The 16914-nt window shown below is 37.3% G+C and carries 12 protein-coding genes; 5 read left to right on the forward strand and 7 right to left on the reverse strand.

Annotated features, from left to right (window positions below):
• Window positions 1-373: 373 nt before the first annotated feature.
• Window positions 374-910 carry an NADPH-dependent FMN reductase gene (locus HF876_RS12750; protein ID WP_205964100.1) on the reverse strand — a complete coding sequence of 179 codons (537 nt, stop codon included), beginning with the start codon at window positions 908-910 and terminating at the stop codon, window positions 374-376.
• Window positions 911-1163: 253 nt separating this feature from the next.
• Between HF876_RS12750 and HF876_RS12755 the strand changes: the two genes are divergently transcribed.
• Entirely contained in the window at window positions 1164-2015 is an 852-nt protein-coding gene (locus tag HF876_RS12755) for an SDR family NAD(P)-dependent oxidoreductase (protein ID WP_169360441.1), read from the forward strand.
• Window positions 2012-3541 carry an AMP-binding protein gene (locus HF876_RS12760; RefSeq protein WP_205964101.1) on the forward strand — a complete coding sequence of 510 codons (1530 nt, stop codon included), beginning with the start codon at window positions 2012-2014 and terminating at the stop codon, window positions 3539-3541. Before HF876_RS12755 ends, HF876_RS12760 begins: the two co-directional genes overlap by 4 nt.
• An 87-nt stretch (window positions 3542-3628) precedes the next feature.
• Here the strand turns inward: HF876_RS12760 and HF876_RS12765 are convergent, their stop codons facing one another.
• The 4 genes from HF876_RS12765 to HF876_RS12780 form a co-directional block, all read right to left on the reverse strand.
• Complete coding sequence (locus HF876_RS12765; RefSeq protein ID WP_169360442.1) at window positions 3629-4045, reverse strand: DUF2512 family protein; 417 nt, start codon at window positions 4043-4045, stop codon at window positions 3629-3631.
• Window positions 4046-4177: 132 nt separating this feature from the next.
• Window positions 4178-6085, reverse strand: a complete 1908-nt coding sequence (locus HF876_RS12770) for an alpha-E domain-containing protein (protein WP_169360443.1) — start codon at window positions 6083-6085, stop codon at window positions 4178-4180.
• Window positions 6079-7530 carry a circularly permuted type 2 ATP-grasp protein gene (locus tag HF876_RS12775; RefSeq protein WP_169360444.1) on the reverse strand — a complete coding sequence of 484 codons (1452 nt, stop codon included), beginning with the start codon at window positions 7528-7530 and terminating at the stop codon, window positions 6079-6081. Before HF876_RS12775 ends, HF876_RS12770 begins: the two co-directional genes overlap by 7 nt.
• A 384-nt stretch (window positions 7531-7914) precedes the next feature.
• Window positions 7915-9414 (reverse strand): DHA2 family efflux MFS transporter permease subunit, encoded by a 1500-nt coding sequence (locus HF876_RS12780; RefSeq protein ID WP_169360445.1) that lies wholly within the window; start codon window positions 9412-9414, stop codon window positions 7915-7917.
• Window positions 9415-9583: 169 nt separating this feature from the next.
• Between HF876_RS12780 and HF876_RS12785 the strand changes: the two genes are divergently transcribed.
• Entirely contained in the window at window positions 9584-10456 is an 873-nt protein-coding gene (locus HF876_RS12785; protein WP_169360446.1) for a TetR/AcrR family transcriptional regulator, read from the forward strand.
• A 254-nt stretch (window positions 10457-10710) separates the two neighbouring features.
• Here the strand turns inward: HF876_RS12785 and HF876_RS12790 are convergent, their stop codons facing one another.
• Window positions 10711-12918 carry a YcdB/YcdC domain-containing protein gene (locus HF876_RS12790; RefSeq protein ID WP_240949761.1) on the reverse strand — a complete coding sequence of 736 codons (2208 nt, stop codon included), beginning with the start codon at window positions 12916-12918 and terminating at the stop codon, window positions 10711-10713.
• 168 nt (window positions 12919-13086) lie between these two features.
• On the reverse strand, window positions 13087-13566 hold the full coding sequence (locus tag HF876_RS12795) for a lysozyme inhibitor LprI family protein (RefSeq protein ID WP_169360448.1): 480 nt from the start codon (window positions 13564-13566) through the stop codon (window positions 13087-13089).
• A gap of 301 nt (window positions 13567-13867) precedes the next feature.
• Here HF876_RS12795 and HF876_RS12800 point away from each other — a divergent pair, with 301 nt between their 5' ends.
• Both HF876_RS12800 and HF876_RS12805 read left to right on the forward strand, forming a co-directional pair.
• On the forward strand, window positions 13868-14794 hold the full coding sequence (locus HF876_RS12800; RefSeq protein WP_169360449.1) for a DUF1672 family protein: 927 nt from the start codon (window positions 13868-13870) through the stop codon (window positions 14792-14794).
• Window positions 14795-14808: 14 nt separating this feature from the next.
• Window positions 14809-16890 (forward strand): SA1320 family protein, encoded by a 2082-nt coding sequence (locus HF876_RS12805; RefSeq protein ID WP_169360450.1) that lies wholly within the window; start codon window positions 14809-14811, stop codon window positions 16888-16890.
• Window positions 16891-16914: the final 24 nt, after the last annotated feature.

The following is a 16914-nucleotide window of genomic DNA, read 5'->3' on the forward strand; positions in this document are numbered from 1 at the left end:
GTCTAGCTACTGCGCCTTGCCCCTCGGGGTCAAATGGATAAAAGCTCCGGTGGCTGTGGAGCTGCCTCCTCGCTTTTTTCCATTTGCCTGTCGAGGCAGGGATAGGCGCTTTCGCTTTTCTTGTTGTCTAGCTACTGCGCCTTGCCCCTCGGGGTCAAATGGATAAAAGCTCCGGTGGCTGTGGAGCTGCCTCCTCGCTTTTCCCCATTTGCCTGTCGGGGCAGAAACAGGTGCTTACGCTTTTCTTCTATGTCTAGCTTCAGCACCTTGTCCCTCGGGTCAAATGGATAAAAGCTCCGGTGGCTGAGGAACTGCCTCCTCGCTTTTTCCCATTTGCCTGTCGGGGCAGACATAGGTGCTTGCGCTTTTCTTGTTATCTAATAGTTTTTAATGCTGTTGCCCATGGGATGACCTGGTCTAGCATTTGATTTACTGAGTCTGCTTGAACGGCTGCTGGTTTGAAATCCGTTCCATTTTCAAAGTCCGTAAATAATGAAAGAGCCGGATGTACACGTACATCTGCTACTAATAATTCTCCTAAGATTCCTCTTAAATGTTCCGTTGCACGTGCCCCACCAACTGAACCGTAAGATACAATGCCAGCCGCTTTGTTATTCCACTCCACACGAAGATAGTCGAGCGCATTTTTTAGTGCTCCTGTAATGGAGTGATTATATTCTTGTACGATAAATACAAAGCCGTCACAATCAGCTACTCTCGCTGACCAAGCTGCCGCTCCTGAAGCATCGCCACCAGCTTCCCCTAGTAATGGTAGTTTAAATTCAGCAATATCAATAATTTCATATTGAGCATCTCCACGCTTGTCTGCTATTTCTTTCACCCAGTTACCCACTTGTGGGCTTAATCTACCTTCACGGGTAGACCCTAAAATAATACCTATTTTCAACATATCTTTTCCTCCTACCTTTGCTCTTATTTATTTTGCCCAAACATTTTAAATACAAAACTTGCTCTTTCAGGTAAAGCTATAAACTAACGACTTACCTCAGTTCAATATATCTCTAATTCGAGGTAATAATATCATATTAAAACATAGAAAGCTAATAATTAGATTCTAAATTTTCCGATTTTTGTATTTTGCGTTTGGTTTAGGTGTTAAAATGTATATAACTAAATTTTCTAATCATAAAGGGCTGTTTAAAATGGTTAACTATTCTATTGTAGAAAAAATACTCTTCCCTTCTATTCATTTGGATGAAAGAAGGCTAGAAGATAAGCTTGATGCTAAAACAGTTCTTATTACTGGAGCTAGCTCTGGAATAGGTAGAGAGCTTGCGTTTGTTTTAAAGAATATAAACGTACACCTTGTATTGGTAGCAAGACGCGAAAAAGAACTATTGCTAATAAAAGAAGAAATAGAATCCTACAAAGCTAAGGTAAGCATTATTTCGGCAGATATGAGAGAAGATAAAGATATGGAAAGATTACTACGCTTTTTGCATCAGCTCCCCAATGGACTGGATATTATCGTTAGTAATGCAGGCCTGTCCATTAATCGTTCGATTGATAAGTCATTAAATCGTTATCATGATTTCACTAGGACGATGGCCATTAATTACTTCGCTCCCGTGCAACTGCTATTGTCCACCATACCTTTAATAGAAAAAAATAAAGGGCATATTGTAAATGTGTCGACAGTTAATGCCTTGCTTCTTCCTATACCTTTTTGGGCCGCTTATCAGTCATCTAAATCTGCATTTGATACATGGTTCCGCTCCGTGTCTCCCGAAATAAATGGAAAGGGTATTTTAACTACCACGGTTTACCTACCATTAGTTAGGACTCCAATGATTGAGCCTACCCTTGCCTATCGTAATACACCTGCCATGAGTCCTTTACATGTTGCAAAGATTATAGCAAATTCCCTTTATACAAAAAGAAAAATTTTTCAACCTTGGTGGCTGATTTTCGGTCAAATAGGTTCATTAGTCGGCCGAAGAGGATGGGATTATGTATTGCCTAAACTCCTTCAGAAAAGAGGGCTTAACAAATGATTATTTCCTTATTGCAAGTAATATGGAAGATAGGGCTCCTCTCTCCTTCTGGCTTGTTTCGTTTAATCTTTACGATTTATAAAGAAGGTATTAACTTAATGGTTTTAGTACGGCTTGCGGAAAAAAGATTTGGCAATCAGATAGCCATAGTAACTGACACTGAAAGTATTACATATAGCCAATTAGCAAGGAACTGTGAGGTTGCTTCTATTTACTTGAAAGACAACCGGCATTTAAGTTCAGGTAAAAATGTAGCTATTTTAAGCAAAAATCATCATCATTTTGTTCATTCTATTTTTGCTGCTTCCCGCTTAGGAACTAATGTTTATTTGATGAATCCAACGATGAGTACCATTCAATTTAAGCAATTAGTAGACACCTATCATTTCGATTTATACATATATGATGAAGAAGCCAGATCACTATTAAAAGATCTTCAACTACTCCACTTGGCAATTGAAAGTAGTTACATTAACCATTTCATTCATCAAGATATCAGACTAAAAGCTACATCGATGAAAAGATCGTCAAAAGGTAGGCTCATATTGCTAACAGGTGGGACAACTGGGACACCTAAAAAAGCAGTCCATAAACCTTCTTTAATCAACTACTTACATCCCTTTTTAACTGTGTTAGAACGATTGAGGCTAATGCAATATCGTACGGCATATATTGCAACGCCTCTCTATCATGGGTATGGTATCGCAATTTTGCTTACCTTTATCGCTCTAGGGAAAAAAGTAATCATTTCAGAGTACTTTCAAGCAGAAAAGGCTAGTCAAATCATTAGAAGACATAAAGTCGAAATAATAACAGTTGTACCTCTTATGATTCATAAATTGGTTAAGCATAAACCTGATTATTTAACCTCTCTACAATGTATTGCTTCAGGGGGAGCACACCTTAATGCCAAGCTAGTAGAAGAGGTCAACAATAAGCTAGGACCCATTCTCTACAACCTTTATGGCACTTCCGAAGCTGGTCTAAATACGATTGCTACACCGAAAGACTTGCAATACTCTCCTGACACAATTGGCCGATTAGTTAAAGGGGGGAAACTAGAAGTGATTGGAAATGGGAATCAACTAAAAGAAGGACAGATTGGACAGCTATGTACAAAGAACAGATGGTCTATAAAAAACAAAGAAGCTTCCTGGATGGGGACTGGAGATATGGGATATAGGGATACAAACGGATATTACTACTTGTGTGGGAGAACAGACGATCTTATAGTTTCTGCAGGGGTCAACATATACCCTAAAGAAGTAGAACAAGTATTAATACATCATCCTTTGATAAAAGAAGTGGCCATTTTAGGCATAGCTGACGAACAATATGGTCAAAGACTAATAGCATACGTTGAACTGAACAACGAAGGCGAACAATTAACAGAGATAACTTTATTAGAGTGGCTTAGCTTAAGGATTCCACGTATTCATCTTCCAAAGGATATAATCTTTGTTGACCAATTACCTTATACCACTTTAGGAAAGCTAGATCGAAAACAATTAGCAGCTTACCGTTGAAATAACTCTTTAGACAACCCGAACACTTCTTCTTGAATAGAATAACAAACCATAACAAAAACCCCCTTAGAAAAGAGGGTTTTTTTGTTAATCTCCATAATCGGCAGCGACATCTGCTGTTGTACGTTTATTTTTGAAAAATACATTTCCATCCAAATATTTGTGGAAGAACCATTCGCCTCCACCAATAACTAATGCAGCAATAAGTGTTCCAAGCGCTAGATTTCCGTCAGCATCTACTAATGCAATTTGCATAAACCAAATGGTTAAGAATGCTAAAATAATATCTCCACCTGTGGCAATCATATTTCGAACATTTTGGCTTGAACGATTAGCAGCTAGGCGGAACAATAGGAAGTCTCCTAAAATGTAAGCTAAAACAGTTAAGACTAAGCTAGTCCATATAGAATCCAGGAATGGGACATCAAAGATTAAAGTCAAAACAACTAAAAGGACTACTGCTATCATCAGAAATTTAATAAGAAGTGCTTTTAAATGCTTCATTTTTTTGTCCTCCTTTGTAAATTTGTTCTATTTAAAATGTTCCCTTAATCTTTCCGATTAAACACATTGTTTTTAAAAATAGGTCTGTCGAGCCTCATTAATTAAGCCTCAACTTTGAAGCTGAGGCCTTTCTTATTGCTCGATTAAACTTACAGATACTTTCACATCTAGCGAATGACTTCCACCTCTATATACTCCTTGAACAGGGCTAACATCATTGTAATCCCGTCCAACACCTACACGTATATGGTTTTCTAACGCTTCCACGTTATTCGTTGGATCAAGTCCTACCCAGCCGATTCCAGGTACCATAACCTCCACCCATGCATGACTAGCAGCATCACCAACTAAAGCAGAGTTTTCTCCAACATACAAATACCCGCTAACATACCGAGCTGGTATATTCTTTGTCCTTAACACTCCGAGCATCACATGCGATATATCCTGACAAACACCTTTTTTAAGGTCGAAGGATTCAATCGCCTTAGTGGTAACTGTAGTAGATGAGCCATCGTATGTGAAATGATTGAACAAATATCCCATTAAATCAATTGAGTATTTAACCGGATTTACCATTTCTCCTATTTCATTATCCACCTTTTCTATTTGCTCTGGTGTCAAATAAGTGTAAGCAGTGTTACTTAAATAAGCTAAATAATGACTTCTAAAAAGATTCGAATGAAAAATTGCGTACATTTCAGGCGAATAATCAATACGATGAACCCACGGACTTCTTTGAATACTTACAATAGAGGTTGTCTTAACCTCTAAATGTCGATGATGGTCTGCTATAAAAAATGATTCTACTGTGTTTCCCCATATATCCACGTGTTCCTTCGTTAAGGCAACAGGATTAATTTCTGCGCGGTAGGAAAGCAATCGTTGACATTCGTCTGTTCTCGGCTTTAAACGAATTGAATTCATACTTTGATCGACCATCGTTTCATAATCGAAAATATTAGTATGCTCAATTTTGTACTTTAAAGAGGACGCTTTTTCATTATTTGAAACCTGAGATCCACTCATCCAATCATTGTCACTCTGTGTCTGTACTTGAATATGGAGTGTAGAAGATGTAGAAACTGGTTCAATTAAGTAATAGGTTTCAGAGAAAGTTTGCCCAATTTCATTACATTGGTTTTGAAAACGATTCAGAAATTCCATCATTTCTTCGGAGTCTAACTCCTGAATAGTCATTTCATCAAAGTCTTGATGAAGCCTTTGTAAAAGATAATGGAGCTTTTCTGAGTGTTTAGCCTTATGTCCTCCCAAATTATCGATTGCATTTTGCACACTATTCATATTGTAATGAATGGATCTAGGAAAGGTTTCATCTACAATAAGAAAAGCAAGAATTGTTCGTGGATCCATTTTTGGTCTATTCACCTTCAAATAGGCCTCATAGCCATTCAGCATTCTAAGTGCTGATAGCCACGCATAATATTCATCTCTTTTATAAGAAAGCTCTGCTTCACTTGTATGTTCACACACTACATTTAAAATTCTGGCAGTTTTTTCAGCCCGTTCTAACCAATTTCCTATTTTCATCATATGGTAAGCTATACCACGAGACATGTTTGACTCAATAATTCCTTGAATAGTGAAAGAAGCCTTTTTAATCTGGCTTAGAAATAACCTCATGTTCTGAAGAGAATAAGGGATATTTTGAGCATCTTTTGTATATAGAAAGACGTCATTCCACACTTCAAACAGTTCATTAGGTATGTGATCACGACAAACCCTTGCATTCTCTCTAGCAATACGTACGCAATTGAAAACCGAATTTGGATTTTCATGACTTAATGCCAAGTAGAATATTAGGTCTTCCTCTTTGCTATTCTTTTTATTTTCCAATGCCTCTAATTCATCTAGAGTAGAACACGCTTCATATAATAGCTTCCACTGTGTCTCTTTAAATGATTCATCACTAGAGGTTTCAACCATTTGAGTTAAATGAACATCTAAAATTCTTGCATTTTGTTCCGCTCGCTCAAAATTTCGAGACATCCAGTATAAAGAATCTGCTACACGACTTAACATGAACTAAAACCCCCTGATTTCATGACCCATGTATCTTTACCGCCACCACCTTGTGAGGAGTTTACTACTAGCGAGCCTTTCTTTAATGCTACACGTGAAAGACCACCTGGAAATACATGTGTATCCTCTCCTCTAATGACAAACACTCGTAAATCTACATGACATGGATAAAACGCTTCTCCTTGGTACGCAGGTGCTCTTGACAGCTGAATAGTCGGCTGCGCAATATACTGCTCCGGTGTCTTTAAAATCTTTTCCCTAAATCTCTCTATTTCTTTTTTAGTAGCATGTGGACCTATTAACATATCATAGCCACCTGAGGCACCAACATTTTTTACGACCAGTTCTGATAAATGCTGAAGCACCCATTCCCTCTGCTCTATATTATCCAGACGATAGGTTTTCACGTTATCAATAATTGGCTCTTCCTCTAAATAATATCTAATCATATCAGGAACATAGGTATACACTGCTTTATCATCAGCAACACCATTTCCTATACCATTTAATATTGCCACATTGCCTAATTTATATGCATCTATTAAACCAGGAACTCCAAGAGTAGAATCCTCACGAAACTCTAAAGGATCCAAAAAGTCATCATCAATTCTACGATAAATAATATCTACTTTTTCAAGTCCACGGATTGTTTTCATATATACAATGTTATCAACTACTGTTAGGTCACGGCCTTCGACCAACTGCAATCCCATTTGTTGAGCTAAAAATACATGATCGTAATACGCAGAGTTATATATTCCTGGAGTAAGCAGTACTGCCTTAGGGTTAGTTACTCCTTCTGGAGCATGTTCTACGATTGCTTCATAGATATAGGTTATTTGCTGTTCCAAAGCATGAATGGAGTGGTTAGCAAAAAATTCGGGATAGACCTGACGCATAACGTATCGATTTTGGAATACATAAGATAGACCAGATGGGTTTCTTAAATTATCCTCAAGCACCAAATACTTACCCGTTTCATCACGAATTAAATCTATACCAGCTAAAAATATGTTGTTATTTAATGGTATTTTAATATTTTTAATTTGCTTGTGATAGTAATATTTATTATTTTCTATCAAATCACGAGGGATAATTCCATCTTTTATAATTTTTTGTTTGTGGTAAATGTCTTGTAAAAAACAGTTTAAAGCCTCTGTGCGTTGTATCATTCCCTTTTGAATTGTCTCCCAATCTTCAGGAGGAATGATAATTGGAATGAAATCAAAAGGCATAGTACGTTCTGCTCCCGTATTATTGTTATAAACTGTAAAGGTTATGCCTTGTCTTAAAAAGGAAAGTTGGGCTGTTTCATGTTTTTCTTTTAGTTCTTCTACAGAAAATCGGTTAAGTATATTATAAAAGTTTTGATAATGTAGTTTTGGTTCTCCACATGATTTTAGCATCTCATCAAAATAAGGTTTAACCTCATACGTATTAAACATTTTCCAACTCTCACTCTCTCTTTAGTAATTTTATGGGAATATGCTATTATTTTTTTCACAACTTCTTTTAATCTATTACCCACTTTTATTTTTAATTAGACATTTTATTAAATATTTATTTTTTATTTTTTCAAAACACGCATAAAAGAAAAAATGAAAGATATACTTCCAAAATAAAAAACCCGAAGTTTTACGATGAGTAAAATTCGGGGTTTCTATCTATATTTGATTGGAGTGTTTTCCGTTACAGAGGGTGGGCTTTCGACTCGCTATTTACCCGGGATTGGTCCTCTCCTCTTCAAACAACTAAAAGTCAAAACGTAAAATCGAGTTTCCGATTTTACGTTTTTAATGGACATTTGTCTTAGCCCTTTTTAAATAAAATTAATTAGAAGCTTTTGGTTCTTGGTGTTCTTCTTCTATTTTACGTAATGATTCTGGGCTTACATCTACTCGTTTCAAGAAGAATGCTAAGACTAACGCGATTATGTTCATAACCAAAGCAACTAGGAAGGAGTATTGAATCCCTGCTAATAGAGCTTGTTGACCTAGTAAGCCCATGGTTTGCTCTGTCAGTGTAGCAGGGTCAACGTTGGCCATTAGGCTTTCCCCTTCTTTGGTGGTTACATAGTTCATTATAGAAACTAGCACTGCCGTACCAATGGAACCTGCAACCTGCTGAGCTGTGTTATTAACAGCTGTACCATGCGGGTTTAAACGTGTTGGTAACTGATTTAAACCATTTGTCATGATTGGCATCATAACCATAGACATCCCTAGCATCCGTATTGTGTAGATTATAACAATAAATAAATAGGTAGAATCTATTTGTAGTCTAGATAATTCAAAAGTAGAAATTGCTGTAATAACCAATCCTATTAATGCTAAAGTACGGGGACCAAACTTATCGAAAAGTTTCCCTGTTATCGGAGACATAATTCCCATAACAATTGCCCCAGGTAGCATTAGTAGTCCAGAGTCTAAGGGAGATATACCGCGTACACTTTGCACATAGGCTGGTGTTAAAATCATACCCGAGAACATAGCAACTGCATTAACAATTGAAATAATGGATGCTAAAGCAAACATCGGATACTTATATACGCGTAAATCTAACAATGGCTGTTCTAACTTTAACTGGCGAATTACAAAAATAACTATTGCTACTAATCCCACGATTAGTGTGGTTAATACAATTGGATCATCCCAGCCAGCTGTGCTTGCTGTGCTGACTCCATATAACAGACCACCAAAACCGAATGTTGAAAGGATTATTGAGGCAAAGTCAATTGTTGCAGTTTTGTCAGTTGTCATAACATTCCCTAGCTTCCAAACAGCTAGTAACAAGCTAATAACGGCTAACGGTAAAATCATGATGAAAAGAACTCGCCAGTCATAGTATTGTACTATGAACCCCGATAATGTCGGCCCAATTGCAGGGGCTGTGATCATAACTAATCCAAAAATCCCCATAGCCGCTCCTCGTTTTTCACGTGGGAAGGCAACAAGCATTACGTTCATCAGTAAAGGCCCCATTACAGAGGAACCAGCTGCTTGAACCATACGCCCTGTTAAAAGGAAGCCAAAGTTTGGAGCAACTGCTGCCATAGCAGTACCTAACGTAAATATGGCCATGGAGGTAAGAAATAATGTTCTATTCGAAAACCTTCTTATTAAAAAGGCTGATGCAGGTATTAGCACTCCGCTCACTAACATATAACCAGTTGCCAACCATTGGACAGTAGAATATTCCACATCTAAGTCCACCATAATGGAAGGTAGTGCTACATTTAAAAGGGAGTTATTTAAAAACGATACAAATGCTCCAACAAAGAGTACTGCGAGCATTAAATACGTAGCTTTTTTATTTTCAGTGCCACTCATCTTTCGTTTTCCCCTATTCTATTTTTCTATATTTACTTCATTACTCGAATTATATTAAACCATTAGTTCATTTTTTTCAATATATTTGTACACCTAGTTTAAATTTAGTTGAACTTTGTGTTCACAATATATATACTAAAGCCATCATCAGATTACTATCGGAGGATTTATGAATAAACGTAAAAGACATGTTGCAGATGTAGCCTTAAAGCTATTTGTAGAAAAAGGAATACAACAAACCTCTATCCAGGACATCATTGATAGAGCAGCTATTTCAAAAGGAACCTTTTATAATTATTTTAGTTCAAAAAATGATTGTATCGCAGAAATACTAGAAGGATTACGATATGATGCTAGTCAGCTTCGTATGCAAATCCAAGTTGGGAAAAACGAAAAGGACCAACAGATTTTAGCTCAACAAATATATAGTATTATTCAGTTAAATGAAGAAAGAAGCCTATATGCTCTCTTTGATGCAATTCTTAGCTCCAATGAAATAGATCTAAAAAAACTTGTGATGCAGCATCGTATATTCGAGCTAGAGTGGTTAGCGATTCGGTTTATTTCTGTATTTGGAGAGGAAATTTCTGAAAATGCCTTTGAAAGTGCTATACTATTTCACGGCATGCTCCAGCACTTACTATTTACAAAACGTGTAACAAATGCAACGTTTTCACTTCATCGAATTGTAGCAGTCCTACTCCAATATATCGGTCTTATCATTCCCTATATGCTTCAACATAATACTTCTTTAATTGAACCTTCTTCCGTCCATTTAATGAGGATGAATATAGATCGAAAGCCAGTAGAGTTAAGCGAGCTCATGAAAATGGCAAAGAACATTGAAGAGGAAGAGAATTTTACGATGGAGCAAGAGGATCTCTATGAGGCCATTATTTCGGAGCTCAACAAAGAACGAGTTCGCAAAAGCGTGCTTCAGCCATTGCTCAATCCTTTCTTAACATCCTTTGATGACACCTCTAGTAAAGGTCAGGTACAAACCTTCATCAATGCCATTTGGTTTTATTTAAAACTGAAGTAATACAAAAACTCACCAAGCTAATATTGGTGAGTTTTTCTAATTTAATGATTTATTACTAAGCAGGTGCAGATATAAGCGTCTTTGCCTAGTTTTAAGGTTTGCGCAAGGTTCGGTCGCGTTTCTGCAAGGTTCTAGCCTTTTTCCGCAAGGTTCAACCTCGTTTGTGCAAGGTTCTCCTCCGTCTCCGCAAGGTTTCTCTCCCCCTCTGCAAGGTTCAGTATCATTCGCTTGAAATCCATCCTACTAACATTAGATTAATAGCCGTATCTATAATCTCTTCCCTTTTTAGACATCTCATGGCCCAAACGAATTGTAGAAACAGCTAGCTCCGCATAGGTCACTTGCTTGGTAGGGTTAAACTGATTTTTCTCTGCCTTTAATAGTCCTAGAGAATCCGCCAACACAATATAGCCGGTATATTCATCTTTAATTTTCTTGCTATCCGCGAAATCATTTTTGTATATCTTGGTTTGCTTAGCTGCTTCCTCTAAGCCTAATGCACGAATATACCATATAGATAGCTCCTCTTTAGTAATAGGACTATCCACATCAAAGGTTGATTTGTCTGCAGCTATTACACCAAGTTCTACTGCTCTTTCAACAGCCTGATAGGAAGTATGCTTCGAATCGATATTAGTAAAGGTTTGTTTAGCATTCTCGGAGTCATCCATAGGATAGCCATGGTACATATATGTTAAGGAATTCATCATTATCCTAATAGCTTCCCCTTTAGATACTGCAGCATCTCCATTAAAAGACTTTGCATCTTTTACCGTTAACACTTTAGATTGGATTAAGTAATTTAATTCGGCGGCTGCATTTGGATGAGAAACCTCTGGTAGTACCTCTCTGTTGTATTGGTTAAACCATTTACCAGTGCTTGCCTCTAAAACCTGAAATTCTTCTTCATTAAACAATGGAGAAGAAATTAAATAGTAGTGATTATTTTCTCGCTTCATATATTCTTTCATATAGCTTGTCTTTAGCATCACGGACTTTTTAAAAGTCTCTGTTGCTTCTTTCTCAGAAATAACTTTGTCTTTTGATGGCCACTCGTCAATCAGAGGTCTATCTATGCTTATGCTACTTAATGAACCGTCCTTGTGAATATTTACATTTATCTGATCACCCACTACCAATACTCCATCAACAATGCGAGGGAAAATGAAGTAATAACCACTCATTGGATCGGCATAGCTGGTCTCAGAAGGAAGCGCATACTCATGAAGATAAGAAGGCGAATACTCTTTTGCATACTCCACAGCCTTAGCTAATGCTTCCTCATATGATAGGGACTTCTGATCTTTATTCTCGTCTAACATTTCCTTAATTTCTTGCTGCATACTATGAAAACGAACTAACTCTCCTGTTTTCTTATCGAATTCTATACTAGACCCAGATCCTGAGCCATTAGAAAAATGATACATGTAGTGAACACTGATCACTTCTTGTCCATTATAATTTTTCATTTCCTCTACCGATTGAATCGTTAATTTTATCTTACTTGAATCTACCTTCAATAAGTTCTCTGCTGTTTTCTTAGCCGCTTCTTTTGTAATGCCATTGTGTTTGACAGGCAATGCCTTGTCTACAATCATTTCAGATCCTTTATGAGCAGGATACTCCTTTAAAAACTCATAGGAATTAAACCAATCCCCAGTAATAGCATTTACACTTAGTATTTCAGGCTTATAAACTAACTTCACATCAGGCTTATTACCTTCGTTTGGATAGGTAATTTGATATTGCAGCTTAGCCGTCAAATTATCCTTTATCTGATTTAGAATAACTTCAGCATCTTTACCCTTTTTTACATCATCGAAGGTAGAAGACTTGCTTGGAATAGCCCGATTAAATCCTACAACCTCTCCATTTCCTAGTACAGTCACATTAACTTGTTGATCCCCAACAGCGACACCATCCTGCATTCGGTTAAAAGAGAAAGTATAGCGAATTGGTCGAGTTAAAATTTGTGAACTATAATAAAAATCTTCAAGTCCTTCTTCTAATTGGTAGCTACCGTCCTTCATATACTTTTTCATAAAATCATGGGCAATTTGTTTAGCTCCATCTTTAGATACTTTGCCTGGAAATAAAGAATCTGCAGTGGCAACTGGTTCATATTGAAAAGACTCTATCTCATAATTATCCCCATAAAAACCTATGTTGCCCGAGATCTCCTTCCCTTTTTCCTGCTTATGAAAAGACATACTATGCCTAGTTGTATTTTCATATGGATTATCGTAGGAATGCATGTAGAATTCGCTAGGCTTGATTGAGTCGAAAACACCTGGAAAGCTAGCCTTAAACTTTTTAAGTAATTCCTCTTTAGACACCAAAACGTCTGTAGCAGCAACTTGCGACACAACATTATAAGGCTGTGTTCCTGTCGTATATGATGCATTTGCAGTAGCTGATAACATTCCCAGTGATAACGCGGAAGCAGTTAAAATAATTCCCATTTTCTTCAAAAATAGTCCCCCTTTTACGGTAATAATTATATTTTAAACTAATATATGGAAATTAGAAACATATATTTTCCTAAAATTTTAACTATTCATTTAAATGAATTAGTATAAGTGCCAGTACATGAAGTAAATTAACCGCCACTCAAACGAGAGGCGGTTAATTTACTTCATGTATTTATTTACTAGCTCATAGCTTCTTTCTTTAGTGAGATCGGCTAGAGCACTCGCATACAGGAATGGTTCAAGTGTTCCACCTTCAGCTTCCTGTGATTTTTCTTCTGCTATTTGATCACGTTGCACAATCCAGTCTTCTTGTTCTTTCTTTAAATCCTCGAAGTCACTTTCAGAAAGCTGGTCTTTAAGTACATCATAAACTTCATTTAATGCATCGTCCCATCTTTCAAAAGTCTCTGATTTAGCCTCGTTCATATCCGCCTGTGTACCAGATTCATATACCTTATCGAATTCCTTTAGGCTACTTTCAATCTCGTCTAATTTGTTTAGATAGGCTTCCTTCGTTCCATCATGCTCGCTAGCTTGCTCTTCAGGGACTGGAACATCAACAGCTAAATCCTTTTCTGTGCTAGAATCGCATCCTGCTAGCCAAATAAACGGGAGCATTAATATGAGAAGTTTCTTCAATATAATCCCTCCTATAATCTATCAGACAGAAACTTCACAGAAAAGTTTCACTTTTTCTAACGATTTATATATTTCCCACTAATTATCTCCTATTCCTTATATGTTCTTCCCCAGTATAAAGAGGATAGGCAGATCTAACCCTTATTCAACCAAAGTCCTCATTTTTTATGTTATCCATAGACCCTTTCGCTCATTTTCTCAAAATTCAAATAAAATAGGAAGCTATTATTTTCATATCTACTAAGGTTTGATTACAATGAATAAAAACCGATAGTTTGAGCATTAAAGCGGGAGGATTAAAATGAAGAATAACAAAATGGCCGTAGCAATTGTTAGCACAACACTTTTATTAGGAGGCTGCAATATGGAAGTAGAAAGCAAAAAGGAATCCGAAATAATTGGTAAAGGAGATGTGGCTTTAGATTCTTCAAGCTTTGTTAGTGTTCAAGATTACACTGGGGAGGAATATGCCCTACAGGACGGGGAGGAAACAGATAAAATAGCTGAAGCAAATCGAGAGGAAATTGAACAAGCGGTAAAGGACTTCTTTTTAAACAACTATAAAACAGAAGTGAAAATCCATAACATTGTGGGAGCTGTGGATGGTGCCTCTGTATTCGTGGAATCTATAAGGGAACCTCATTTTTATACATTTGCTATTGTACCTATTGATGTTGAGAATGAAAAAGTAGAAGTAGATAAAGTATGGTCTCAAGAGGGACAGATAGAAGATGCCATTACTACTGGGCTTTATGCGATGATCCATGATCAGGAATTTTCTACACTTGATAACTACTTAGAGAAACTCACTGAAGAAAATCCTTTAGTAGGTACCCGTATGGAGGCAGTTGAAAAGGTAGGAGCTAATGGATATGCAACTCCCTATTATTATACAAGCGCTGCTGGTGAATACTTTACCGAGCTTTACAACAAATATATAGAAAATCCTACCATTAGCAAAGAAGAGTTAAAGAGCTCAATGAAAAAGTATGATTTAAATTCAAATCTAATGCTTATTACGATTACTTTATATATGAAAGAATCAGATACTGACCCAGATGAAGTGCTTTATGACAAAATAGTTTCTGATATCGAGCAAATGGAAGGCCTACCACGAGGCTCTTATTCCGTCATTTTACATGATAACTTGATAAACGCAGAATATGCTGACGGCTCCAAAAAAAGCTCATTAAACAAAACTGCCTTGAATGAAATTAGAAAAGAATAGGAGTGAAAATCTAGGTGACTACTATTAATCCTGTTTCTAACGTCCAGACAACTGACCAAGATTTAGTAGAATTAGCTGGTTTTCATGCTTACCGACATTATCAAACCGGTAAAATTATAACCGTAAACGATAAAATTTTTAAAGTAGTAGATACCCAATATGGGATGTCCTCTGGGCTAGATGCTGTTACTGTACAAAACCATGAAACGAAGGAATTGACGGTAGTTTATATTGGGAGCGAGGACAATAAGGATTGGATTGATACGAATGCAAAGCTACTCGCTGACACTCCCCCTGCACAAGTAGGTGATGCACAAGACTACTTTGACTGGGTAAATACTAACCTTGGTAAAGTAGATTCCGTAACAGGTAACTCCCTAGGTGGAGGATTAACTAATGCTGTCGCTATTGAAAATCCTCAGGTGAAGGCTGTCACTTTAAATCCAGCCATCCTTCCTGCTGGTTTAGTAGATCCTACAATGATGTACGATAATATAACCAATTACTATAGCCGCTTTGACTTTCTTACAAGTACAGAGGAATCGCTAGGATTAGGTAATAGAATACCTGGGAAAAAGTATAGCATCAATAATGGGGTTCCCCTCCTTTCCATGATTGCCCCGAATCATACGGGCTACGTAGATCCAGATAAAGATGGGAACTTTGTCATTGAAGTTGGCATAAAGGGACAGCCTGGACATGGATTTATCCATATTGGGGCCGACGATCATATTGTAACGAGTATTTGGACAGGGCAGCCTATTTATGGAGGCTATAGCGAAAAAATTGAGATTAACCAAGAAAACATGATTTTACTCTCCAATGGTATTAGAGACCAAGTAAAGGGTCGAATTACCAATGTTCAAGAGTATATAAGTAACTCAGTCAGTATTGTGGAAGATGAGAATGCAAAATTTAGTCAGCGTGTCACCACACTTCAAGAGACATTCCAACAAAAGTTGGAGGAAATAGCTGTAGACCCACTTTTTAAGGGAATAGCGGAGACAGGGGCCATTATCAAAGCGGCAATCGATGACTTAATCGACCTTCTGAATAAGGCTGAGGAACGTTGTCTCATCTTAAACAGCATTCTAAACTCAAAGCCTGCAGAACTTATTGAGTTTATTACCTCCACTAACATAAGTGTAGAAACGCTCTTTGCTCCGGCTAGAGACTATTTAAACCAACTCAAGCAAGATGTAGATTACCTAGTCGCTAGTGCCCACAATATCCTTTATAACGAAATCCCTGAACTATTTAGAGGAGGCACAGACAATTTCGTTGATGCTGTTGTAGGGGAGCTTGCGGCACATTATAACGTCCTAAAGATAAACAAAGAAGAGGTGTACACTCAGTTAACAGAATATGAAGCGCAGGTTAACGACATTGCCAATTCTTTTATTAATCGAGATGTGAGCCTAGCTGATGCTATCCACTCGGGAGCCACACCAGGAGAACGTGTAGATGCTGTTCAAAAAACAGAAATTAAAACAATTCAGGAATCTTCTTATTTAGTAATCGGAATGAAAATGAAGGAAGTCCAAGTAGAATTAGCTCATAATACAATTGTGACTGTAGGAACAACGATATTAAGACCTATCCTTTCTAGACTGGAACGTATTGTACTTTTAATAGAAGCTGCATTGACTGCCATTATTGTCGCAGTAAAGGCCGCTCAAAATATCGCGATATATGGAAATCCAATCAGCTTGTTGATGAGTATATTCACAGATTATGAGCAAAGAGTTAAAAGTGCCGTTGCCAGTGCTCTAGAGCCTCTAGTAGAAATGGAGGTCCTAATGGAAAGTTTGCGTGTTGGATTTAATCGGATGCATACAAACTTACCAGAGATGCTTGATAACTTTAAACCCTACCTGGATACCGCCATCTTTGAACCAGCTAAGTTTGAAAATGTGCGATTATACAATGTGGCGACCTTAGCCATTTTAGATGAAATGGAGCTACTGTTTAATGAAATCATTTACCAGCTTGCGGACGAAAAAGCTAATGCCATCGAAGAGACATTAGAGGTTTCCAAAAACGTATTAGGAAACCTACAAATCCTGAAGGAGCAAGTAGACAGAGGTACATTATAATATAAAACTTTGGGACTCCGGTGC

This window comes from Psychrobacillus sp. BL-248-WT-3 (assembly GCF_012843435.1).
In the GTDB taxonomy this organism is placed as follows: Bacteria; Bacillota; Bacilli; order Bacillales_A; family Planococcaceae; genus Psychrobacillus.